Here is a 22,749-nt window from a genome sequence, read left to right as displayed (position 1 = left end):
CAGCAGCACTTTGGTGGTCTGCCTTAAAAAACTGGCTGTTGGTTGCTGCTATTGGTAGCATGCGCCAGCCTTATAACTATAAAAAAGACCAATCTGGGAGAACCACTGTGGCCACGGGAACCATCTTAGCTTTATCTATTTATTTTCTTTCTATGTTGGCAATAGGTTTGTACGCCTATCGTCAATCCAGTAGTAATTTGTCTGAGTATATGCTCGGAGGTCGTAAGTTAGGCCCTGCAGTCACTGCTTTGTCGGCCGGCGCCTCTGATATGAGTGGCTGGTTACTGATGGGGGTGCCTGGTGCCATGTATGTGGCGGGTATCTCTCAAATCTGGATTGGGGTGGGTTTAGTCATTGGTGCCTATCTCAATTACATGCTGCTCGCCCCCCGTTTTCGGGTCTATACCGAATTAGCCAAAGATTCCATCACCCTACCCGACTATCTGGAAAATCGTTTTGCCGATCCAACACGGCTGTTACGTCTGGTCTCAGCTTTAGTTATCGTCGTATTCTTTACCTTGTACACCTCTTCCGGCATGGTGGCAGGCGGCAAGTTGTTTGATGAAGTTTTTGGTCTGGATTATGAGTTTGGTCTGTTTCTGACTGCAGGCGTTGTGATTGCCTATACCCTGCTGGGTGGTTTTTTAGCCGTCAGCATGACGGACTTTGTCCAAGGCATGATTATGTTTATTGCGCTGGTGATGGTGCCACTCGTTGCATTTAGTGCCTTAGACCAGCCAAGTCAGATGTTTGCGACTATAGAGCAACTGAACCCCAAACATCTGGATTTATTCACCGGCACCAGTGTGCTTGGCATTATCTCTTTATTGGCCTGGGGTTTGGGTTATTTTGGCCAGCCTCATATCATAGTGCGTTTTATGGCGATACGTTCAGTCGAAGATTTTAAAGCAGCCCGTCGTATTGGCATGTCCTGGATGATTATTTCTATTTTAGGCGCCATGGCCATAGGTTTTGTCGGTATCGCCTATGTGCAGCAAACCCAACTGCCACTGAAAGACCCGGAAACTATTTTTATCCTGCTGTCGCAAGTGTTGTTCCATCCATTTGTAGGTGGCTTGTTATTAGCTGCTATTCTGGCCGCTATTATGAGTACCATCTCTTCGCAGTTATTAGTGACATCCAGTGCGTTAACTCAGGATTTCTACAAAACCTTCCTGCACAAAGCAGCAACGGATCAACAGCAGGTGTTGATTGGTCGCGTTTCAGTATTTGCTGTAGCTCTTGTCGCTATCCTGCTCGCGCTTGACAGCAACAGTTCCATCTTAGGTCTGGTTGCCAACGCCTGGGCAGGCTTTGGTGCAGCTTTTGGTCCTGTCGTATTGATGAGCTTGTACTGGAAACGAATGAATCATTGGGGCGCCCTGGCTGGTATAGGCGCAGGAGCCTTAACTGTCTTGTTCTGGGCCTATAGTCCTTATCAAATTGATGGCAAACAATTAAATGACTTCCTTTACGCCATGATCCCCGGCGTATTTATTTCCACTCTCCTGACTTGGCTTGTCAGTCTGGCTACGTCGACCCCTGCAGCAGAAGTAAGTAATTTGTTTAAACAAGTATCTGATAAGTTAGAAAATAACTGAGTATCAGCGTTCGGGCGTTCCCCTTGATGGATTGCCCGATGTTGTTCTGATATGGCCTTTGAAAAAATCTGCAGGACCGTAGTCATTTCCCATAGATCTTTGCTACATTGAAGCATGACTTCTGTTTCGCTGTTCAGGGATTTATGTATTTTTACACCGCGCGCCAACCTATTTTGGATAAAGATAAAAACCTGTTTGCCTATGAGCTGTTGTTCAGGGATGGTGTAGAAAACGTATTTCCCGAAGTAGACAGCAACGAAGCGACGTCCAGAATGATTGAAGGCAGTCAGCTGAATTTAGGGCTGGATGAGTTTTTGGGCGATAAGCCCGGCTTTATTAACTTCACGCTTGACTCTTTGCTGAAGAAATATCCTTCGATGTTGCCCTGCGAACAAGTGGTGATCGAAATACTGGAAACAGTGCAGCCTGGAAAACGTTTATTAGCAGAATGCGAATCGCTGAAGGCTCAAGGCTATATTCTGGCGCTGGATGACTATATTCATCAGCCGGTTTGGCGGCATTTTTACCCTCTGATCGATATCATTAAAATTGATTTTCGTGCAACCAGCCTTGATATCATTATGCAAATCAAAGCGGCTATTAAAGACTTTCCTCACATCAAACTGTTGGCCGAAAAAGTAGAAAGTAACGAAGAGTTTTTGCAGGCACTGGACTTAGGTTTTGAGTATTTTCAGGGCTACTTTTTTTCGCGTCCGGAAATGATGCAAAGCCGCGCTTTATCACCAGCACAAATGACACTGGCTGAGCTATTGTATGAAACAGCAAAGCCGGAGATGGATTTACATACCATCACCAGTGTATTTGAACGCGATGTACATCTCTCTTATAAACTACTGCGTTACACCAACTCCGCGGTCTTTAAACGACGCACAGACATAGCGACTATTAAGCAAGCTATAGTGGTTTTAGGTCAGGCTGAGCTGAAACGTTTTTTATCTGTACTTTTTACGGCTCAAATCAGCAGTGATAAACCTGCAGAACTGATGCGACTGGCGATGACCAGAGCGCGTTTTGCCGAGGATATTGCTGTCCTTGCAGGCTTTGCTGAGGTATCCAAAGCTTTTTTAACCGGTATGATGTCACTGATAGATGCGATTCTGGATGAGCCAATGAGCTCAGTGATGAGTAAATTGCCACTGTCCAAAGACATCAAAGACGCGCTGATCGACGGTATAGGGCCTATGGCGCAATTTCTGCAATTGATTAAGTTTTACGAGCAAGCAGCCTGGGATGATGCCAATGCATTGATCTTATCACTCAAACTCGATAGTAAGTCTGTACCTGATGCTTACCATACGGCAGTACAATGGGCCAACGAACAAATGAAAGCGCTCGGCGACCACTGACGAGCGCCTTTTTCGGCTTAAAAACTGACGTGCTCCGCTACTTTAGCGGCTAATTTATCACCAATGCCTTTGACTTCTGTCAGCTGCTTTTGGTCTTTGATCGGACCATTTGCACTGATATAGTCTTTAATGGCCTTCGCCTTCTTTTCGCCTATACCAGGCACAGCAACCAGCTGCTCTATCGAAGCCTGATTAATATTCAGCTTGGCTTTATCAGCCACTTTGGCTGCGGCAGGAACAGACAGAGGGGCTTTCGCCAGTTCCTGAGCTACGGTCAGATTAACTGCACAGGCCAGACTGGCCACGACTGCTGCAACGAGTGCGATTTTCATCACAGTTCTCTCCTTTTAACAGTTTCTTGCCCTCTCACTGTGTTGCTGAAGGTTGTTGTCAGTAACTACAATCCGGTAAACGAAGACAAAGAAACTACTTTGAGTTGCAACCTCGTCAATAAAGATAGCTAAAAGACAACTTTTTGCATCATTATTTTTACATTTTAAAAACAAAAAATCACCTAATGAAAGGTGCAGTAAGACGAAAGTACAGCATGACCTCAATCAAGACGACTAAAGGTGTTCAGCCGCAATTCAGAGCCTGACTCTTACACTTTCAACGATTTGTCTGATGTTAAGGATTGCTGCAACTGGCAGAGTGATTTAGCATAACCCCACTTTGTCTTTGCCCATTTTAAAAGGAAGTCCCATGCGTTTATTAGTTGTTGAAGACGAGAGCTTATTGGCGGAACAAATTCGCGAACATTTGGTGCAGCAGCAATTTAGTGTAGACGTAGCTCATGATGGTGCTGACGGTTGGTTTAAGTTAAGTGAGTACCCTTATGATCTGGCCATTATTGATATTGGTCTGCCAAAAATGGATGGGCTGAGTCTTATTCGTAAAGCACGGCAAAATGACATTAAGACGCCGGTTATCGTATTGACGGCTCGTGGTAGTTGGCAGGAGAAAGTACAAGGTCTGGATGCAGGTGCGGATGACTATCTAACTAAACCTTTTCATACCGAAGAGCTGCTGGCTCGTATTAATGCATTGATACGCCGCGCTGCAGGTCAACCTGATCCGATGCTGCATTCAGGCCCGGTCCGACTGAACAGCAGGACTCAACAGGTTTGGTTAGGTGAAGATGAAGTCAGTCTGACCGCTTATGAGTACAAAGTGCTGGAGTACTTTATGCATAATCCAAATAAAGTGATTTCTAAAACCGAGCTGACCGAACATATCTATGATCAGGATTTTGATCTGGATAGTAACGTAATTGAGGTTTTTGTCTTACGTCTGCGCAAAAAACTCGACCCGGATGGTGAATTAAAACCTATCGAAACTTTACGTGGCCGTGGGTATCGTTTCACTATGGCAGTTAGCTAAATGCAGTTATCGCTCAAGGTTCGTCAGGGTATTATCAGCCTGTTTTTATTGTTCTTTTTATTGCCCAGTTCGTTTTTTGCGATAGAGCAGGCTTTTTATACCCAACTACTGACCAGCACTGAGCAAAAACTCGAAGTGCACATGTACTCCATTTTGGCCGAAGTTCAGCCTAAAGATGGCAAAGTGGAATTGAGTAATAATTTGCTGCCGCCAGATTTTTATCGCCCTGATTCAGGGCTTGCTGCTTTTATTACCAGCGAAAACGAATTGCTCTGGCAGTCCGATTCGTCAATCAATCAGCAGTTTGACCCTCCAACCCATCAAATTCTGCCCGCATCTCACGAATTTGTTTTGATGGAACAGTATCAGCAAAAATACTGGGTCTTGTCTTTTTCAGTGCTGTTTGATTTAGGTGATAACACTCTGCCGTTGACTATTCATGTTGTGCAGAATGATCAACTGCTGCAAGAGCCATTAAAAGCTTTCCGGAAAACCTTAAGCCAATGGTTTATTGGCATAGCCTTGGTCCTGATAGGTCTGACCTTGCTGGCGTATTACTGGATCACTAAGCCTCTGACCTCTCTGGATAAAGAAATTCATAAACTGGAAAGTGGTCAGCAAGAGCAACTGCTGCACGACTATCCTTCAGAACTAAATAAAATCAAAGAAGATTTAAACCTGTTGCTGGCGAATCAAAACAGACAAAAGCAGCGTTATCGTCATCACTTAAGTGATCTGGCCCATGCGTTAAAAACACCTATAGCGGTGCTGCGTACCTCAAAACTGTCAGAGCAACCTGAATTGCGTGAACAATTGGATCGTATTACCGGCATGATAGAACATCAGCTCAAACGCGCCTCCAGTTCAGGCCAGGATTTGTGGCATAAACAAATCAAAGTCAAACCGCTAATTGATAAACTGGAACAGGCCTTAAGCAAAATCTATCGGGATAAAGGCTGTCAGATTGACATCCAGTGCACAGATCAGGTGGTGTTTCGGGGCGATGAAACGGATTTAATGGAAATTCTGGGTAACCTGCTGGATAACGCCTGCAAAGCCTGCAATCACAACGTAAAGATCAGTGCTTTTGGTAAACCCTTGCAGCTGGATATTGAAGACGACGGCCCTGGTATACCGACCAATAAAAGAGAAGAACTATTCGAGCGAGGCACCCGCTTAGATACCTACAAAGAAGGACATGGCGTAGGTCTTTCCATCGTCTCTGAGCTGGTAAAATCCTACTCAGGTGAACTGCAGGTCTCTCAAAGTCCATTAGGGGGCGCCCGTTTTGTTATACGCTTTCCGGAGTCAGGCATTAAATGATCAAACCGTTGCTACTTTTGACCGTCATCAGCGCATTCCCGCTCAGTGCCCAACAAAACTGTGATCCGCAGCAGCAGAACAAAGTTGACTATATGCAGTGTCTGGATCAACAACTGCAGCAGACCAGACGAGAGCTAACCAGTTGGGAAAATAACCATCTGTTTAAACTGGAAGAACAAGCCAGCAGCACGGGTCGTAAAGATGGTCTGAAATTATTTAATAAAGCCCGTCAAAGCTTCGAGCTTTATACTGAACAGGACTGTCGTTGGCAATTTGTCGGTCAGTTGCCCGATAATCACACGGCAAGCGTCTCTTACAAACAATGCCAGTTGTATCACCTGAAACAACGTATCGAGTTTTTAAAGCACGTTAACTCGACATCAGACTAAACCACAATATGCCACACAACCGTATATAAGTGCTTATACTTGGCTGTATTCAGTCACTTATCGATACGGAGATACGGATGAAGATTTTAATTACAGGAGCGACAGGGCTGATTGGTAGAGCCCTTGTTGCACAGTGGCAAGACCAACACCAGTTGGTTATTCTCAGCCGTTCCGTCGCCAAAGCCAGAGAAATTTTAGCCATTGACGCCAGCTATCATCAGTCTCTTGATGAGATAGATTTTAATCAGCTTGATGCAGTGGTTAACCTGGCTGGCGAAGCTATTGCCGACAAGCGCTGGAGTGAATCGCAAAAACAAAAAATCTGTCAAAGTCGCTGGCAAATCACCGAAGCTTTAGTGGAAAAAATTCAGCACTGTACTACCCCACCTAAAGTGTTGATCAGCGGCTCTGCCATTGGCTTTTATGGCCGTCAGGGTAGCCAGATTGTTACAGAGGAGCACAGTTCTTTTTATCCTGAATTCAGCCATGATATTTGCGCACGTTGGGAAAATCTGGCACAACGTGCAGCCGGTGAGCACACCAGAGTCTGTATACTGCGCACAGGCATAGTACTGAGTAGCAAAGGAGGCGCTCTTAGCAAGATGCTACCGCTGTTTAAGCTTGGGTTGGGCGGTCCTGTTGGTGATGGCAAGCAATTTATGTCCTGGATCCATCTGGACGATATGGTGCGCTTAATCGATTTTTTACTGTACCGAGATGATTTAAGTGGGCCTTTTAATGCCACAGCCCCCCGCCCTGTCACTAACAAGCAGTTTAGTCAGTTGCTCGCTGAACGTTTTGGTAAAAAGGCACCTTTTACAGTGCCTGCTTTTGTGCTGCGTTTGGCTTTTGGCGAGATGGCTGATCTTCTGTTATTCGGTCAGAACGTACAGCCGAAACGACTGCTGGACAATAGCTTTGAGTTTCACCATCCACAGCTGAAAGAAGCTTTAAACGCCCTTCAATTTTGAAGGGCGCGACGTAACAAGGTGCTACCGGACATTTTCAGTAAAACCCTAACCTGCCATGCACCTAATGCGGTGACTAAGCCGACACCTAAGACAGGGCCTAACCACCATAAACTCCAGTGTGGACTGTAAGGCAAGTCAAAAAATTGCTGCTGAACTACAGCAAGCAGAACTTCTGCAAGCACTGTTGCAAATAGTCCGGCCAAAGCACCCAACGCAGCAAACTCATACAACAAGGCAGATTTTAAGAACACCGACTTCGCACCTAAAGTGCGCAGAATAGCCAGCTCCTGCTCACGTTGCTCCAACGTCGCCTGCACCTGCGCAACTAATACCAGCACTGCTGATGCAAACACCAGAATTAGAATAAAGGTTAAGGCCACAGACACCTGGCTGATAATGTCATTGACCTGCTTTAAGATAGTATCCACAGAAATCAGACTGACAGTAGGGAATTGTCGCACTATCTGATTCAACAAGTCTTGTTCTGACATATCCAGATAAAACGCCGTGATATAAGTGGCAGGAAACCCCTGCATCAGATCAGGCGACAGCACCATGTAGAAGTTGGGCTGCAGACTGTTCCAGTCCACTTTACGAATACTGCTTATTTTTGCATCGAATACCTGACCACCGACAGAAAACTGCAAGGTATCACCAAGCTTTAACTGTAAACGCTCCGCCATTTGAGACTCAACCGACACTTCAGCTTTAGATTGCGCGGTAAACCACTGCCCACTCTCCAGCTTATTGTTGTCCGGCATTTGTGTTAACCAGGTCAAATTCAGCTCACGTCCAACACCTTGTCGCTGCTCAGGTTTTTCTTTTGTCGCTTCATCGGCAAAGTTCTCACCATTAACCGCCAGGACCCGGCCATTAACCATAGGATAAAAGTCAGTCAGGCTGAGTTTGTGCTCAGCGGCCAGCTGCTGCAACGAGGTTTTATCTTGCTCCGTTAAATTCACCAGAAACTGATTCGGCGCGCCTTCAGGCACCTGCTGTTGCCATTGGTCCAGCAACTCAGAGCGTAAAAAATACAGCAACAGAGTTAAAAATAAAGCCAGACTAAAGGTGATCAACTGGAACGCATTAGGCCATAACCTGCGGCGTAAATTGGCAAGAGCCAGTCGTAACGCACTACTTTGCCCTGCAGCCATGGGTTTAGCTACCCGCACCAATACGGCAGCAAACCCCATCAACAAAGCGGCAAATACCAGACAGAGCGCAAATAACCAGCTGCTGATCCAAATATCACCACTAAAAAGCCACATCAATAACCAAATGGCGACAGAGCCACTGATTAAATGCACCGGGTCAAATTTTAATTGATCGGGCTTTTCCCGCAGCACATTAAGTGCAGGTACTGCAGCTAAACGCCATAATGGCCTGGCCGAAAACAACACAGCACAAATAGCCGCAGTTAACACACCTAAACCTAAAGGGCGGACACTAAATTCTGCCAGATACTCAGGCATCCAGAATCCAACGCCCCATTGACTCAGTTGTACCAGCAACTGACCTGCCAGCAAACCAAAACTCACACTGAACAACACGACAAAAAGCAAATGACTGCCGTAAATCTTCCTGCTCAGGGTGGTCGAAGCACCCAATGCTTTCATCACAGCGACAGAGCGGGCATGGCGCTGACTATACCGATTCGCGGCTACTGCTGCGGCACAAGCGGCCAGCACTATGCCAAGTAATCCCGATAACAATAAAAACCGCTCTGATCTATCCAAAGCGCCGCCTATGGCGGATTCTCTGTCCATTTTCTGCCATCTGTCTTGTGGTCCCAGCATTTGCTTCGTTTGCGTTTCTAACTGCTCAAGACCTTGCTGGCTACCTGCGAACATTAAGCGATAGCTGATGCGGCTACCTGGCTGGATAATTCCGGTTGCAGCGACATCATCAAGATGCATCAATACCCGTGGCGAACTGCCAAATACAGACAAGGGGGCATCAGGTTCAGCCACAATAACACCTGCTGCGGTAAATACTTTTTCACCTAACTCAAGACTGTCACCTACTTTAATGTTCAGCAAACTGTAAAGACGGCTTTCAAGATACAACTGATGGGGTTGCAAAGAGGCCAGTGCCGTAGCGTCGGTCAGCGAAGCACTTAATTTCAATTCACCTCGCAGCGGGTAAGCGGAAGAAACTGCCTTAACAGAAACAAGCTGCATCAAATCTTTGGCAAATAACATAGAGTTAAACTGCACTTGCCGTGATGACCGCAGTTGAAGCTCGTCAGCCTGTTGTTGCACTTGTTCATTAAAGCCAACGCTGGAGCGCAGAATTTGATCGGCAGCAACAAAATTAGCGCTACGCTGATACAAAGCAGAACGGACCGATTCGGTGATACCGGATAAGCTCACCACAGTCAGCACAGCTAAAAATAGTGAAAAGGCTATGACCCATAACTCCCCACGGCTTAACTCACGCCAGAACAGCCGCCAGGCTATTTTACCCCACATGACGTTGATCCTCTGTAGCTTGAGTTAAATCAGCCGTTAAGTGGCCTGCATGCATCTGAAATCTGAACTGGCAACGCTGAGCCAACTCATGATTGTGCGTCACCAGGACTAAAGTGGTACCTTGCTGCTCATTCAGTTCAAACAATAAATCTTCTATTTTTTCACCTGTCGCACTATCCAGATTGGCCGAAGGCTCATCGGCAAACAACACAGCGGGTTTGGTAATAAAAGCTCTGGCTATAGCGACTCGTTGTTGCTCCCCTCCACTCATCTGGTTAGGAAAGAAATCGGCTCTGTGGCTTAACCCAACCTGAGCCAATAGCTCCAGACCACGGGCCCGAGCATCAGGCATACCGGCCAACTCTGCCGGTAAGGTGACATTCTCTAATGCCGTCAGGCTGGGTAACAACAAAAACGACTGAAACACAAAACCAACAGAGCGTGCTCTTAATTCAGCACGTTCATCCTCACTAAGTTGATGCAACGCCTGACCTGCCAGGTACACTTCCCCTGAACTTGCCTGATCCAAACCTGCCAAAATACCTAATAAAGTAGACTTACCTGAACCCGAAGCTCCAACTATGGCAACTGTCGCGCCTTGATTGATCCTAAGGTCGATATTTTGCAGTATGGTAAGCTCAGATCCGGTAAGCTGAACTTTCTTCACAACATCTTTTGCAACAATATGAGGTACAGGTGTTTTCATGATTCGATTCATCTACGTTATGCTTTTGGTCTTGTGTTTCACCGCAGCTGCAGTGCAAGCCAAAACGCTGTTAATTCTGGGCGATAGTCTGAGCGCCGGTTATGGGTTAAGCCAACAACAAAGTTGGGTGTATCTGCTTCAGCAAAAGCTGAAAGAACAGAACACGGGGTGGACACTGGTCAACGCCAGCATCAGTGGCGAAACCTCAGGTGGAGGTCTGGCTCGCCTACCTGCCCTGCTCGAACAACACAAACCCGATTATGTGCTGATTGAACTGGGTGCCAACGATGGTCTGCGTGGTTTCCCTATTCCCCAGCTGGAAGCCAATCTCAATGCCATGGTACAACAAATAAAGCAGCAACAAAGCAAGGCTGTATTAATGCAAATACGTATTCCACCGAACTATGGCCCACGTTACACTAAATTATTCACTGAGTTATATCCAAAAATTGCAGAACAGCAGCAGATCCCGCTATGGCCTTTCTTTATGGAGACCATAGCGTTAAAACAACAATGGATGCAAGCCGACGGATTACATCCGAACCTGGAAGCACAGCCCGTGATCACAGATTTAATGCTACCTTTGGTATCGAGTCTAGAATAAAGATGTAACCAAGTTTGAGGAATGTCAGCAAGCGGCTTTTAAGCCGCTTTTTTTGCAGCCTTGAACTGTAAAGACACAATAGAGAATATGTCAGCAGCGAACGGAGGCTGAAGCGTTAAGTAGTTGAGATTATGATGAAGATGCGAAGCTTGATAGGTCTTTCAGTTTGGTGGAGCTAAGCGGGATCGAACCGCTGACCTCTTGCATGCCATGCAAGCGCTCTCCCAGCTGAGCTATAGCCCCACTCGCAGATGCAACGCTGAAGTGGCGTCCCTTAGGGGATTCGAACCCCTGTTACCGCCGTGAAAGGGCGGTGTCCTAGGCCTCTAGACGAAAGGGACACTGGGTAGGTCTTCATATGATGTTGGCGTCCCTTAGGGGATTCGAACCCCTGTTACCGCCGTGAAAGGGCGGTGTCCTAGGCCTCTAGACGAAAGGGACAGGCGCATAACCATCACATTTTTTTACTGACTAATTGGCGTCCCTTAGGGGATTCGAACCCCTGTTACCGCCGTGAAAGGGCGGTGTCCTAGGCCTCTAGACGAAAGGGACACTACAGTCAGTTTGTCAGATTTTGTTGGCGTCCCTTAGGGGATTCGAACCCCTGTTACCGCCGTGAAAGGGCGGTGTCCTAGGCCTCTAGACGAAAGGGACACTGGAACAAAATCTTTGGTGGAGCTAAGCGGGATCGAACCGCTGACCTCTTGCATGCCATGCAAGCGCTCTCCCAGCTGAGCTATAGCCCCACACCAATTGCAGAGGTTGCTAAGCAATCCCCTACAAGACGAGGCGAATTCTAGGGGCCGAGGCCAAAGGTGTCAACAGTTTTTTGGAAAGCCTTTACTGTTCGCGTATTTTTTAAACTAAGTGATGATTCATGCAGCAAATTACAGCAAAATAAAGCACATAGCTGCCCCGCCCCAGTCCTGAACTCTAATGTGGCATATAAGCATGAGGATAGCGGTGTAAGTGTAAAAAAGAATAGTAAAGATGATGACAAGAAAGAAAAAACCCTGCCTGGGCAGGGTTTTTTTAACGCTTAAAGAGACACGTTGTTTTTACTGGCGCGTTCTTTAATGTAGCTTTCCCAACTTGCAGCCTGACGGCCAAACTTAGGATCCGCTTTCACTTTCTGAACGGCTTGATACGCATCTTTAAACTTGTTCTGATAGAAGTATGCTTCTACCAGAGCCAGGTACACAGGAGCTTTAGCTTTTACACCAGCGTCCAGCGCTTTGTTCAAAGCAACTACGGCTGCAGAGTATTTTTCAGCGAGGATCAGTGAAGAACCCTGACGGCGATAAGCATCACCATCGTTGTCTAACTGAGCTGACTCACCGTAATACTGAGCGGCTTTGTCCATTTCACGAGCAGCCTGGAACGAACTGGCCATACTGTTCAGCATAGTTTTATCTTTTTTGATTAAACCAGACTTAATATGTTTTTCCAGTGTAGTACCTGCTTTGTAAGGCACGTTCGCGTTAGAGTAAAGTTGAGCTAACAACTTAAACTCGTTCGCTGAATCCAGCATACCTTGCATAGCTGCAACTTCTAATGTCACCAAAGCTTTTTCGTATTGCTCTTCAATACTGTAAAACTGAGCCAGGTAAGTCCACCAGCGCTTTTCTGAAGGGAAAAGTTTCACTGTGGTCTCTAATACTTCGATCGCTTTCTTGTTGTTTTTCATCTCGTAATAAGCTGAAAACTTCAAGGTGTAAGGACCAGCATTTGGCTTAGCTTTATCTTGCAGAGCAATGGCCATATCAGCAGGTTCAATGACCTTCTGATATTGCTTGGTTTCCATATAAGCACTGGCAATACGCAGATAAACGTTCCCATCCTTTTCACCAGTGAAATCTAACCACTGGTTATAGGTTTTGATCGCTTCATTGTATTGCTTGTCGCTTAACAGCAAGTCAGCTAACAAGCGATAAGCAGCAGCCTGATCGGTAAAACTTAATACATCAGGCGCTATTGCTTTGCGTAAGTAGCCTATGGCTTTTTTCTCGTCTTTCGCGGCCCACATGTTGCCTAAAAAACGATTTAAGTACGCCATGTCAAACTCGTTGCTTGACTCCACACCTTGCAAGGCTGCGATAGCTTCGTTTAACTTCTCTGCACCGTATAGTTCATAAGCTTTTGCTATAGCTTTACCAACTTTCTCACCTACAGCACTTGATTTGCGGTTTTTCCGCGCTTCAATTTTTGCAGGATCCGGAGCTGCTACAGCATAAGAACCCAGAGTTGTTACACCAAAACTGGCTAATACGATCAACGCTGAAGTAAGATTACTTATTTTCTTCATAGTGTTAACCTCCAGACTGGTCTAATGAGAAGTCCAGTTGAACCATAATACCTGGTTGCTGAACTGCTTTACCATCGACCACTTTTGGTGAATATTTCCAGCGTTTCAGTGCACGAATCGCTTCACGGTCAAATACACGTTTAGGTTCTGCTTCCACAACTGTCACGTCACCAACGCTGCCATCTTCCAGAATAGTGAAACGCATTTTTACCCAACCCTGTAAGCCGTCACGAGCAGCCTGTACCGGGTATTTTGGTTCAATACGTACTATTGGAGTCGCATCGCCATCACGCATCATTGCTGAAGACGGATCGCCTAATCCTGTACTGGCACCACCTACGTCTACTGACGGCAGGTTAAAACCTATAGAACCACCGGTGTCGGTTGATTCTGGTTCAGCAACCGGAGCCTTTGGAGGCTCTGGCGGCGGTGGTGGTGGTGGTGGCGGCACCCGAACACGAGTCTGAGCTTTAGACTCAGGCGGCGTCGAGTTAATTTCAATAACGATTTGTTCCTTTTTAGCATTGGTGAACGTATCATCCCCACCTATAAGGAATGCCATCAACACATACAGGAAAAACGTTATTACCGCACCAACTACCAGTGATAGTAATAACCTTACCATATTACTTGTTCTCCGCAGCGATCGAAATCTTATCGATACCAGCCAGCTTGATTTGGTCCATTACTGAAACCACGATACCATGCTTAGCTTCTTTATCTGCTTGGATGATTACTGTGTCTGTTGGCGATTCAGCTAACAGCTTTTCAACTGTTGCACCAACACGCTCAACGTCTACAGCACGTTTATCCATCCAAATTTCACCGTTTGCACGGATTGCAATAAAGATAGTGGCTGACGGCTTAGATTGAGCTTTCGCCGCTTTAGGACGGTTTACGTCAATACCAGCTTCTTTAACGAACGACGTCGTCACGATAAAGAAGATCAGCATAATAAATACAACGTCCAACATAGGCGTTAAATCTACTGCTGCCTCTTCGGCTTCACGTCTAATTTTACGTGCCATAAATTACTCTCTATCAATGATGAGGCATGTTGTCAGCTAAATCATGAACTGCTGACTTCACCTTACCTTCCAGTTTGGACGTTACAAATACACCTGATAAACACGCAACCATACCAGCCATAGTTGGAATTGTTGCCATTGAAATACCAGCTGCCATCAGTCTTGGGTTACCAGTACCTTGCACCGCCATAATTTCGAAAACGGCGATCATACCGGTCACAGTACCTAACAAACCAACCATTGGGCAGATTGCAACCAAAGTTTTGATTACACCTATCCGCTCACGCAGTTTGGTAGATGCCTCAGACACCCACGCATCACGAATTTTATGCGCATACCAGGAGGTTGTATCAGCCCGTGCGTTCCAGTCTGCGATAATTTTATTACGCATCACTGGAAACTCCCGATTGATAAACCAGAAGCGCTCTATGATCAATACCCACATGATGAAGAGCACTATGGCGACGATATACAGAACATCACCGCCGGTTGCGATAAAATCCCTGACAGATTCCCAAAGCTCTATCAGGCTATGCATTACGCTTTCTCCTTCTCCGCATGAGCAGCGATGATACCAGCACTTTGCTCATCCAGAACATGCAGGACTGAGTTTGACTTACTTTGTAACATAGAGTGGATAAACAGTAATGGCAGAGCACATAACAGACCTTGAACAGTTGTTACTAACGCCATTGAAATCTGGCCAGCCATAATTTTCGGGTCACCAGTACCGTGTAAGGTAATAACCTGGAACGCACCGATCATACCGATAACTGTACCTAACAGACCTAATAAAGGACCTACAGCAGCGATCAGCTTGATAATACCGATACCTTTTTCGATATCCGGAGTTTCACGCATGATAGCTTCGTCTAATTTCAGCTCTAAAGTCTCAACGTCAACAGATTTGTTGTCGTGGTAAACTTTCAGGATACGGCCCAGAGCATTTTTGTCTGAAGGGTTGTTCAGATTTTTCAGCTGAGCTTTCACACCAGCAGAAGCTGCTGACAGAGATACGAAACGCACAGCACCAATCAGTAAACCGATCAGTAACAGAGCAGTAATTACATAACCTGGAGTACCACCCTGGTGGAACTGTTCAGTTAATGTAGCTTCCTGAGTTTTCAGACGCAGTAAGTTACCGCCAGTTGGGTCGATGTATACTGGTTTGATTTCGCCAGGAGCTGCGTTTTTGAACGCTTCAGCATCAGCAACAATGTAAGACTCAGGTTGTTTAACCAGAGGTTGCATTTCCTGAGTGTCAGCGTTAAATACTAAGTAACCACCGTCAGAAATCAGGTTGAATGCACCGATACGAGTCACAGAAGCCTGAGCACCGTTACCATCCAGAGAAACAACGTTACCTTCGAACTTAGCTACTTTAGCAGACTCAGTCATTTCAGTTTGCAGAGCAACCCACAGTTCTTCCAGTTCGTTGATAGTTGGAAGTTCTTTAGCTTCAGCCAGTTTTTTCAGCAGTTCATCACGGCCTTTGTACTGAGCACTGATATTAGAAGTTGCAATAGAACCGATAGTTTCAGTTGCAGCACCACGAACGATACCGAACATTTCACCTAAAGTACCCTGAGCAGCTTGCAGCTCAGCTTCTTTCGCAGCTAATTTGCCTTCGTTATCAGCAAATTGTTGAGTCAAAGACTTGCCACGAGCTTCTTCAGCTGCAAACTCAGCTTTCGCTCTGTTTAACAGGGCTTGTTTGTCAGCACGGTCAGATAAAAATTCCTGTTCGCGCTGCTGGTTGATTTTACCTTCAGCAGTACGTGATTTTTTAACTTGCTCTAACAATTGGTCAAGTTTGGCTGTATCAGCAGCAGCTGTTAAGCACACGCCTGCAGACATAGTTACCACAGCTGCAACTACTAAACCTTTAAAAACTTTCTTCATTTATGCTTACTCCGCTGCTAACACTGGAAGTTTCAACAATTCTGGGGCAGCTTGTTTACCCGCAACACGAATCGCGAACTTGGTAGATTCCAGGTACTCTTGACCCAGAGCTTCCCACTGACCTGTAGTTCTGTTGAACATCCAGGCTTGTTTTTCATCCAGAGATTGAGCCAGTAACGCAACGCGACCTACGTAAACGTAGTTCACGGTAATTTCGCTGCCATCAACAGCCAGTTTGTCTGTGTAAGTCACCAGCGCTGTACCTAAATCTTTTTCGATTTGGTAGGCTTCGATCACCAGACGGTACATTTCAGAAGTGTTTACTGCTGAGTTACCTAACACTGAACGTAAACGCTCAATACGAGCTAAACGATTGTTCAGGTCGATAGGCATATCCGCTTTGATAAAGGCTTCTAAGGTATCAACCATACGATACATCAGAGGAACGATACCTTGCTTAGTACCTTCGATAGTACCAATTTGTTTATCAAAAGAAGCCAGTTGAGAATTCTGATCGGCAACTAATTTAGCAACGTGGTCGTTGTAAACTTTCAAGTTTTCAGTTTGTTCAACTAATTGACGGTACTCAGCCAATAATTCCTGGCTTTGGTCAAAAATGTTGTTAATTTTTTCCTGAGATTGAACTGAAGCGCGGATATTTTGCTGACCCGCTTTCTGCAGTTCTACCAGTGGATCTGCTGCTACTGAGGTGCTGGCCAATGCGAATGCTCCAAACAGAGCAGAAGCAACCAGACTCTTACGAATGTTATTGTTAGACATAGTTCCCAACCAATAATTGCTGATTAACGTAACCTGTTTTTGAAAGGTTATTTTTTGTAACAAAAGATAACCCGGTTAAAGGGTAAACCGCCCGCATCATTGCAGCAAACTGGCGTATTGTCAATATAACAACGACGGTCAACGATGACAGTTTTGTTGCAATTTAACGACGGTTTAGACCCATTTTTTCTTAAGCAAAACCGGGCGCCTTCCCGTATTAATATTCCATTAAAATTTTTGCTTATTTAATGTTCGGTGTTAACTTCCCCGACTCATACAGCTTGACCATTTGCTCAAGAGAAATGGCTTTTATTTTTGATGCATTACCGGCAGTACCGAAAGCCAGATAACGATCTTTACAAATTTCAGTCATAGCTTTGACTGATTCCTGCAAATACTTACGTGGATCAAATTCGGCAGGGTTTTTCGCCATATAGCGACGAATTGCGCCTGTTGAGGCTAAACGTAAGTCAGTGTCTATATTGATCTTACGCACGCCGAATTTGATCCCTTCCTGAATTTGTTCTACAGGCACCCCATAAGTTTCAGGGATAGCACCACCGTATTCGTTGATGATGGCTAACCACTCTTGAGGTACCGAAGATGAACCGTGCATCACCAGGTGAGTATCCGGGATGCGGGCATGAATATCTTTGATGCGATCAATCGCCAGAATGTCACCTGTAGGTGGACGACTGAACTTATAAGCACCATGTGAAGTACCACAAGCAATAGCCAGCGCATCTACACCCGTTGCTTTTACAAACTGTGCAGCTTCTTCCGGATCCGTTAGCATCTGGTCATGACTCAAAATACAATCTGCGCCAATCCCGTCTTCTTCCCCGGCAGCTCCCGTTTCAAGCGAGCCTAAACAACCTAATTCGCCCTCGACCGAAACACCACAAGCATGCGCCATATCTACAACACGGCGCGTTATATCGGCATTGTAGTCATAATCCATCGGTGTTTTGCCATCAGTACCTAAAGAACCATCCATCATCACAGATGAGAAGCCTAACTGGATCGCTTGTTGGCATACCGCCGCTGAGGTTCCGTGATCCTGATGCATGACCACAGGTATATGCGGGAATTCTTCCACTGCTGCCAAAATTAAGTGACGCAGAAACGGTGCACCGGCATATTTACGCGCACCGGCAGAAGCCTGCACTATCACAGGGCTATCCGTTGCATCAGCGGCCAGCATAATGGCACGCATTTGTTCTAAGTTATTCACGTTAAAAGCTGGTACTGCATAACCAAACTCGGCAGCGTGGTCCAGCATTTGGCGCATTGAAATCAGAGCCATGAGATCCTCTCTCTTTGTGTAGGGTAAGGGTTGTATTTAAAACCGCGGGCTCTGTTGTCACCTGAGGTGATCTTTAGTTATACAGAACCTGCGGCCGTTCTCTTTTAGATTTTTGTAGTGAATTGTAATCTAACAGCTTTAGTGTCAGGCTTTGGCTCGTTGTTCCAAAATTTCCACTGCTGGTAAAGTTTTACCTTCAAGAAACTCCAGAAATGCACCGCCACCGGTTGAAATATAGGAAATCTTGTCGGCTAACTCATATTTATCAATAGCAGCTAAGGTATCGCCACCACCGGCAATAGAAAATGCCTGACTGTCGGCTATCGCTAAAGCCAACGCTTTAGTTCCTTGTTCAAAGGATGCAAATTCAAATACACCCACAGGGCCGTTCCAGACAATAGTGCCGGCATTTTTCAGAATATCGACCAGTGCAGCACTGCTGTCAGGGCCTATATCAAACACCATATCATCGGCACTGATATCAGCAACAGACTTCGTCGTCGCCGGTGTATCTTCGGCAAAAGCTTTACCCGTCACTACATCGGTAGGTACAGGAATAGAACCACCATTGGCTTTGGCTTGCGCCATCAAACGTTTCGCTTCAGGAATAAGATCGGTCTCAACCAGAGATTTACCGACCTGATAGCCCTGAGCGGCAATAAAAGTATTGGCAATGCCACCACCCACAATCAGCTGATCCACGATACCGGACAAGGATTCCAGTACAGTCAGCTTTGTAGAAACTTTTGAACCACCCACTATGGCGACCAATGGACGTTTTGGATTTTTCAACGCTGCAGCCAAGGCATCTAATTCGGCAGCCAATAAAGGCCCAGCGCAGGCAACAGGTGCAAACTTCGCAACACCATGAGTAGTCGCCTGAGCACGGTGAGCCGTACCAAAAGCGTCCATCACAAACACATCACACAAAGCGGCCAGCTTTTTTGACAAGCTTTCATCGTTTTTGCCTTCGCCTTTGTTAAAACGCACGTTTTCAAAGACCACCACTTCACCGGCATTGACTTCTACACCGTCCAAGTACTCTTTGACTAAACGCACAGGCACAGATAAAGCAGCGTTTAAATACTCCACCACAGGCGCCATAGAAAACTCTTCGGCATAGACGCCTTCTTCAGGGCGACCTAAGTGTGAACACACCATCACTTTGCCACCTTTTTTCAGCGCTAACTCAATAGTAGGTATGGCTGCTTTTAAACGGGCATCTGAAGTCACTTTGCCGTTTTTCACTGGCACATTTAAATCTTCACGGATCAACACCCGCTTCCCTGTTAAATCGATATCGGCCATCTTCATTACTGACATACCAGACTCCTGTGATTTGAGTAATTTTTTAGTATTTATTTAAATAATAATTCAGACAAACCGCATCATTGCGCGGCTTGTATCGAGCATTCTGTTGGCAAACCCCCATTCGTTGTCACACCAAACCAAACATTTGACTAAACGTTTATGGCTGACCCGGGTTTGCGAGCCATCGACAATGCAGGAGTGCGCATCATGATTAAAGTCGACGGATACCAGCGGCTCTTCGGTGTAATCCAGAATACCTGTCAGTGCCCCAGCCCTTGCGCGCTCTAAGACCTGATTGATTTGAGTGACATCCACATCCTGATGCAGAGTCACGCTTAAATCCATGGCGGTTACATTCACTGTTGGCACACGCACAGCAATGGCTTCAAAACGCCCGGCTAAATGCGGCATGATGCGCTCAATACCGCGGGCTAACTTAGTATCGACCGGAATAATAGACTGACTGGCAGCCCTGGTACGCCGTAAATCCGTGTGATAAGCATCTATCACCTGCTGATCATTCATAGAGGCGTGAATAGTGGTAATAGTGCCGCTCTCTACACCAAAGTGCTGATCCAACACCTGAATGACCGGCACAATGCAGTTGGTGGTGCAAGAGCCCGCAGAGACTACTGTCATCTCATCGGTCAGCAAATGCTGGTTAATGCCAAAAATGACTGTGGCATCAATATCGGCATCTGCAGGATGTGAAAACAATACTTTTTTTGCACCTGCATCTAAATGCAGTTGTGCATCGGCACGGCTATGAAACACACCAGTGCATTCCAGCACCACATCAACCTCTAATTCTTGCCAGGGTAATTGCGCAGGATCGGCCTGGCAGAATAAAGCGATGACATCGCCATTGACCACTAAACCTTGTTTCGTTAACTCCACAGGAAAACCAAAACGACCATGCGAGGTGTCATATTTTAATAAATGAGCGATACCTTTAGCATCCGCTAACTCATTAATAGCAACCACCTGAACCTGCTCTGTTAAACCACACTCGTACACAGCGCGCAGAATATTCCGACCGATACGGCCAAAGCCGTTAATTGCCACTTTAATGGTCATTATTACCCAATCTTCAGAGGTTTACTGATTAAAAAGAGGGGCCACCAGGCCCCTTTCATTAGTACGCGAATAACTCGTTGGCAGCTGCAACGACGGCTGCCGTGGTAATGCCAAAGTGTTCAAACAGCTGTTCAGCCGGAGCCGACTCGCCAAAACTGTCCATACCAATGATTTTTCCGGTCAAACCAACATACTTGTACCAGCTATCTTTAATACCAGCTTCGACAGCAACACGTTTGGTCACTGCGGCTGGCAATACGGCTTCACGGTAAGCAGCGCTTTGAGCTTCAAATACATCGGTGGAAGGCACAGACACAACCCGAACTTTACGCCCTGCAGCAGTTAACTGATGACAGGCCTGCACGGCCAGCTCTACTTCAGAACCCGTAGCGATCAGAATAAGTTCTGGCGTACCAACAGAATCTAACAATACATAACCGCCTTTACGCACATCAGCCAGTTGCTGCGCTGTACGAGGCTGTTGCACCAAATTCTGACGGGTGAAAATTAAGGTACTTGGGCCTTCAGTGCGTTCAATAGCGGCCTGCCATGCCACAGCCGATTCCACTGCATCACAAGGACGCCAGTTCATCAGATTTGGGGTCACACGCAGCGAAGCGAGTTGCTCAACAGGTTGATGCGTTGGGCCATCTTCACCTAAACCAATAGAATCGTGGGTGTAAACGAAAATAACCCGCTGTTTCATCAAAGCGGCCATACGCACTGCGTTGCGGGCGTATTCCATAAACATCAGGAAAGTCGCGCCGTACGGGATAAAACCACCGTGTAGGGCTATACCGTTCATCATCGCAGACATACCAAACTCGCGCACACCGTAATACAGGTAGTTACCGCTGGCATCTTCTGCAGTCACGCCTTTAGAACCTGACCAAATCGTCAGGTTCGAGCCTGCCAGGTCAGCTGAACCACCTAATAACTCAGGCAACAAAGGACCAAAAGCATTTAAGCTGTTCTGAGAAGCTTTACGGGTGGCGATAGATTGAGGGTTATCCTGCAAATGTTGAATGTAAGCTGCTGATTTTTCTGCCCAGTCTGCGGGTAAATCACCGGCCATACGGCGTTTAAATTCAGCCGCCAGTTCAGGGTAAGCTTTGGCATAAGCCGCAAATTTTTCATTCCAGCTTTGCTGAGCCGATGCACCTTTGGTTTTGCCATCCCACTCTTGATAGATATCTTGTGGAATGACAAAAGGAGCATGCTCCCAGCCTAAATATTCACGCGCAGCCGCAATTTCAGCATCACCTAAAGGCGCGCCGTGGCAGTCGTGTGAACCCGATTTATTCGGTGAACCATAACCGATAATGGTTTTGCAGCAAATTAAAGTAGGTTTGTCTGTAACAGACTTGCCCTGTTCAATGGCAGCAGCAATAGCAGAAGAGTCGTGACCATCGACACCTGCAATCACATGCCAGCCGTAAGCTTCAAAGCGCGCAGGTGTATTTTCAGTGAACCAGCCTTCAACATGACCATCGATAGAAATACCGTTGTCATCCCAAAACGCAATCAGTTTACCTAAACCTAAAGTACCGGCCAATGAACAGGCTTCGTGCGATACCCCCTCCATCAAGCAGCCGTCACCTAAAAAGGCGTAGGTGTAGTGATCAACCACTTCGTGGCCAGGCTTATTAAACTGAGCCGCTAAGGCTTTCTCAGCAATTGCCATGCCTACAGCATTGGTAATGCCCTGCCCTAAAGGTCCGGTTGTGGTTTCCACACCAGGTGCGTAACCATATTCAGGGTGACCAGGAGTACGGGAGTGTAATTGACGGAATTGCTTTAAATCTTCAATGCCTAAATCATAGCCAGAGAGATGCAACAGGGAATACAACAGCATAGAACCATGGCCATTAGACAACACAAAGCGGTCACGATTGGCCCAGCTTGGGTCTTGTGGATTGTGAATCAGATAATCGCGCCACAATACTTCAGCAATGTCTGCCATGCCCATAGGGGCGCCCGGGTGACCTGATTTCGCTTTTTGCACTGCATCCATACTCAATGCACGAATGGCATTAGCGAGTTGTTTACGAGATGGCATCTTCTCTCCTGCTTGATTGACTTTATATGACTTTGATCCAAGGGATGGGGTTCCCCGTACTCTTGCTCTGCTCTTTTTGTCTTTATTCGATTGGCGGCTAAGCGGGTGAACACTGTTTTTACATGGATACGGCAAAGTTGGGCTTATTTTCACAGAGCGTCGACCAAAT

At 46.2% G+C, this 22,749-nt stretch carries 20 protein-coding genes and 6 tRNA genes; 7 read left to right on the top strand and 19 right to left on the bottom strand.

Going from position 1 to position 22,749, the window contains the following annotated elements; genetic code table 11:
- The first annotated feature begins 59 nt into the window (after nucleotides 1–59).
- Together putP and IEW88_RS08580 are read left to right on the top strand one after the other, a co-directional pair.
- Nucleotides 60–1,601 (top strand): sodium/proline symporter PutP, encoded by a 1,542-nt coding sequence (gene putP / locus IEW88_RS08585; RefSeq protein WP_301331468.1) that lies wholly within the window; start codon nucleotides 60–62, stop codon nucleotides 1,599–1,601.
- Nucleotides 1,602–1,744: 143 nt separating this feature from the next.
- A complete protein-coding gene (locus IEW88_RS08580) occupies nucleotides 1,745–2,968 on the top strand; it encodes an EAL and HDOD domain-containing protein (protein ID WP_147903719.1) in 1,224 nt (407 codons plus the stop codon).
- A gap of 17 nt (nucleotides 2,969–2,985) precedes the next feature.
- On the opposite strand, the gene IEW88_RS08575 is transcribed toward IEW88_RS08580, so the two are convergent.
- The gene (locus tag IEW88_RS08575) at nucleotides 2,986–3,300 is read right to left on the bottom strand and encodes a ComEA family DNA-binding protein (protein ID WP_053424743.1); all 315 of its coding nucleotides are present in this window, start codon (nucleotides 3,298–3,300) and stop codon (nucleotides 2,986–2,988) included.
- A 370-nt stretch (nucleotides 3,301–3,670) separates the two neighbouring features.
- On the opposite strand from IEW88_RS08575, the gene IEW88_RS08570 reads away from it, so the two are divergent.
- From IEW88_RS08570 to IEW88_RS08555, 4 genes are all read left to right on the top strand, one after another.
- A complete protein-coding gene (locus tag IEW88_RS08570) occupies nucleotides 3,671–4,348 on the top strand; it encodes a response regulator transcription factor (protein WP_147903720.1) in 678 nt (225 codons plus the stop codon).
- On the top strand, nucleotides 4,349–5,671 hold the full coding sequence (locus tag IEW88_RS08565; protein ID WP_147903721.1) for an ATP-binding protein: 1,323 nt from the start codon (nucleotides 4,349–4,351) through the stop codon (nucleotides 5,669–5,671).
- Nucleotides 5,668–6,060: a lysozyme inhibitor LprI family protein gene (locus tag IEW88_RS08560; protein ID WP_147903722.1), complete on the top strand. Its 393-nt coding sequence runs from the start codon at nucleotides 5,668–5,670 to the stop codon at nucleotides 6,058–6,060. The genes IEW88_RS08565 and IEW88_RS08560 overlap by 4 nt, the downstream gene beginning before the upstream one ends.
- A gap of 77 nt (nucleotides 6,061–6,137) precedes the next feature.
- Complete coding sequence (locus IEW88_RS08555) at nucleotides 6,138–7,031, top strand: TIGR01777 family oxidoreductase (protein WP_147903723.1); 894 nt, start codon at nucleotides 6,138–6,140, stop codon at nucleotides 7,029–7,031.
- Here the strand turns inward: IEW88_RS08555 and IEW88_RS08550 are convergent.
- Together IEW88_RS08550 and IEW88_RS08545 are read right to left on the bottom strand one after the other, a co-directional pair.
- Nucleotides 7,022–9,502, bottom strand: a complete 2,481-nt coding sequence (locus IEW88_RS08550; protein WP_147903724.1) for an ABC transporter permease — start codon at nucleotides 9,500–9,502, stop codon at nucleotides 7,022–7,024. The two genes, IEW88_RS08555 and IEW88_RS08550, sit on opposite strands and share 10 nt — an antisense overlap.
- Nucleotides 9,492–10,208, bottom strand: coding sequence for an ABC transporter ATP-binding protein (locus IEW88_RS08545; RefSeq protein WP_053424747.1), 717 nt, complete (start codon nucleotides 10,206–10,208; stop codon nucleotides 9,492–9,494). Before IEW88_RS08545 ends, IEW88_RS08550 begins: the two co-directional genes overlap by 11 nt.
- On the opposite strand from IEW88_RS08545, the gene IEW88_RS08540 reads away from it, so the two are divergent.
- On the top strand, nucleotides 10,207–10,812 hold the full coding sequence (locus tag IEW88_RS08540; protein WP_053424748.1) for an arylesterase: 606 nt from the start codon (nucleotides 10,207–10,209) through the stop codon (nucleotides 10,810–10,812). The two genes, IEW88_RS08545 and IEW88_RS08540, sit on opposite strands and share 2 nt — an antisense overlap.
- Before the next feature lie 167 nt (nucleotides 10,813–10,979).
- On the opposite strand, the gene IEW88_RS08535 is transcribed toward IEW88_RS08540, so the two are convergent.
- From IEW88_RS08535 to tkt, 16 genes are all read right to left on the bottom strand, one after another.
- Nucleotides 10,980–11,055, bottom strand: a tRNA-Ala gene (locus tag IEW88_RS08535).
- A 22-nt stretch (nucleotides 11,056–11,077) separates the two neighbouring features.
- Nucleotides 11,078–11,153 (bottom strand) — tRNA-Glu (locus tag IEW88_RS08530).
- Between the two features lie 24 nt (nucleotides 11,154–11,177).
- Nucleotides 11,178–11,253 (bottom strand) — tRNA-Glu (locus IEW88_RS08525).
- Between the two features lie 35 nt (nucleotides 11,254–11,288).
- Nucleotides 11,289–11,364 (bottom strand) — tRNA-Glu (locus IEW88_RS08520).
- A 26-nt stretch (nucleotides 11,365–11,390) separates the two neighbouring features.
- A tRNA-Glu gene (locus IEW88_RS08515) sits at nucleotides 11,391–11,466 on the bottom strand.
- A 16-nt stretch (nucleotides 11,467–11,482) separates the two neighbouring features.
- Nucleotides 11,483–11,558 (bottom strand) — tRNA-Ala (locus IEW88_RS08510).
- 293 nt (nucleotides 11,559–11,851) lie between these two features.
- The gene (locus tag IEW88_RS08505) at nucleotides 11,852–13,117 is read right to left on the bottom strand and encodes a tetratricopeptide repeat protein (protein ID WP_053424749.1); all 1,266 of its coding nucleotides are present in this window, start codon (nucleotides 13,115–13,117) and stop codon (nucleotides 11,852–11,854) included.
- Nucleotides 13,118–13,121: 4 nt separating this feature from the next.
- Nucleotides 13,122–13,742, bottom strand: coding sequence for an energy transducer TonB (locus IEW88_RS08500; protein ID WP_053424750.1), 621 nt, complete (start codon nucleotides 13,740–13,742; stop codon nucleotides 13,122–13,124).
- A gap of 1 nt (nucleotide 13,743) precedes the next feature.
- Nucleotides 13,744–14,145: an ExbD/TolR family protein gene (locus IEW88_RS08495; protein WP_147903726.1), complete on the bottom strand. Its 402-nt coding sequence runs from the start codon at nucleotides 14,143–14,145 to the stop codon at nucleotides 13,744–13,746.
- Nucleotides 14,146–14,158: 13 nt separating this feature from the next.
- A complete protein-coding gene (locus tag IEW88_RS08490) occupies nucleotides 14,159–14,683 on the bottom strand; it encodes a MotA/TolQ/ExbB proton channel family protein (RefSeq protein WP_147903727.1) in 525 nt (174 codons plus the stop codon).
- Nucleotides 14,683–16,047 (bottom strand): MotA/TolQ/ExbB proton channel family protein, encoded by a 1,365-nt coding sequence (locus tag IEW88_RS08485; RefSeq protein ID WP_147903728.1) that lies wholly within the window; start codon nucleotides 16,045–16,047, stop codon nucleotides 14,683–14,685. Before IEW88_RS08485 ends, IEW88_RS08490 begins: the two co-directional genes overlap by 1 nt.
- Before the next feature lie 6 nt (nucleotides 16,048–16,053).
- On the bottom strand, nucleotides 16,054–16,827 hold the full coding sequence (locus tag IEW88_RS08480) for a DUF3450 domain-containing protein (RefSeq protein WP_147903729.1): 774 nt from the start codon (nucleotides 16,825–16,827) through the stop codon (nucleotides 16,054–16,056).
- A 241-nt stretch (nucleotides 16,828–17,068) separates the two neighbouring features.
- Entirely contained in the window at nucleotides 17,069–18,133 is a 1,065-nt protein-coding gene (fba, locus tag IEW88_RS08475) for a class II fructose-bisphosphate aldolase (protein WP_053424754.1), read from the bottom strand.
- Nucleotides 18,134–18,277: 144 nt separating this feature from the next.
- Nucleotides 18,278–19,456 (bottom strand): phosphoglycerate kinase, encoded by a 1,179-nt coding sequence (locus IEW88_RS08470; RefSeq protein ID WP_147903730.1) that lies wholly within the window; start codon nucleotides 19,454–19,456, stop codon nucleotides 18,278–18,280.
- Between the two features lie 51 nt (nucleotides 19,457–19,507).
- Nucleotides 19,508–20,521: an erythrose-4-phosphate dehydrogenase gene (gene epd, locus IEW88_RS08465; RefSeq protein WP_147903731.1), complete on the bottom strand. Its 1,014-nt coding sequence runs from the start codon at nucleotides 20,519–20,521 to the stop codon at nucleotides 19,508–19,510.
- 58 nt (nucleotides 20,522–20,579) lie between these two features.
- Nucleotides 20,580–22,580 carry a transketolase gene (gene tkt, locus IEW88_RS08460; protein ID WP_147903732.1) on the bottom strand — a complete coding sequence of 667 codons (2,001 nt, stop codon included), beginning with the start codon at nucleotides 22,578–22,580 and terminating at the stop codon, nucleotides 20,580–20,582.
- Nucleotides 22,581–22,749 lie beyond the last annotated feature (169 nt).

Source organism: Rheinheimera tangshanensis, from assembly GCF_014645135.1.
In the GTDB taxonomy this organism is placed as follows: Bacteria; Pseudomonadota; Gammaproteobacteria; order Enterobacterales; family Alteromonadaceae; genus Pararheinheimera; species Pararheinheimera tangshanensis.
The sequence above is the reverse complement of the archived record's forward strand: the minus strand, read 5'-3'. Positions and strand labels throughout refer to the sequence as shown.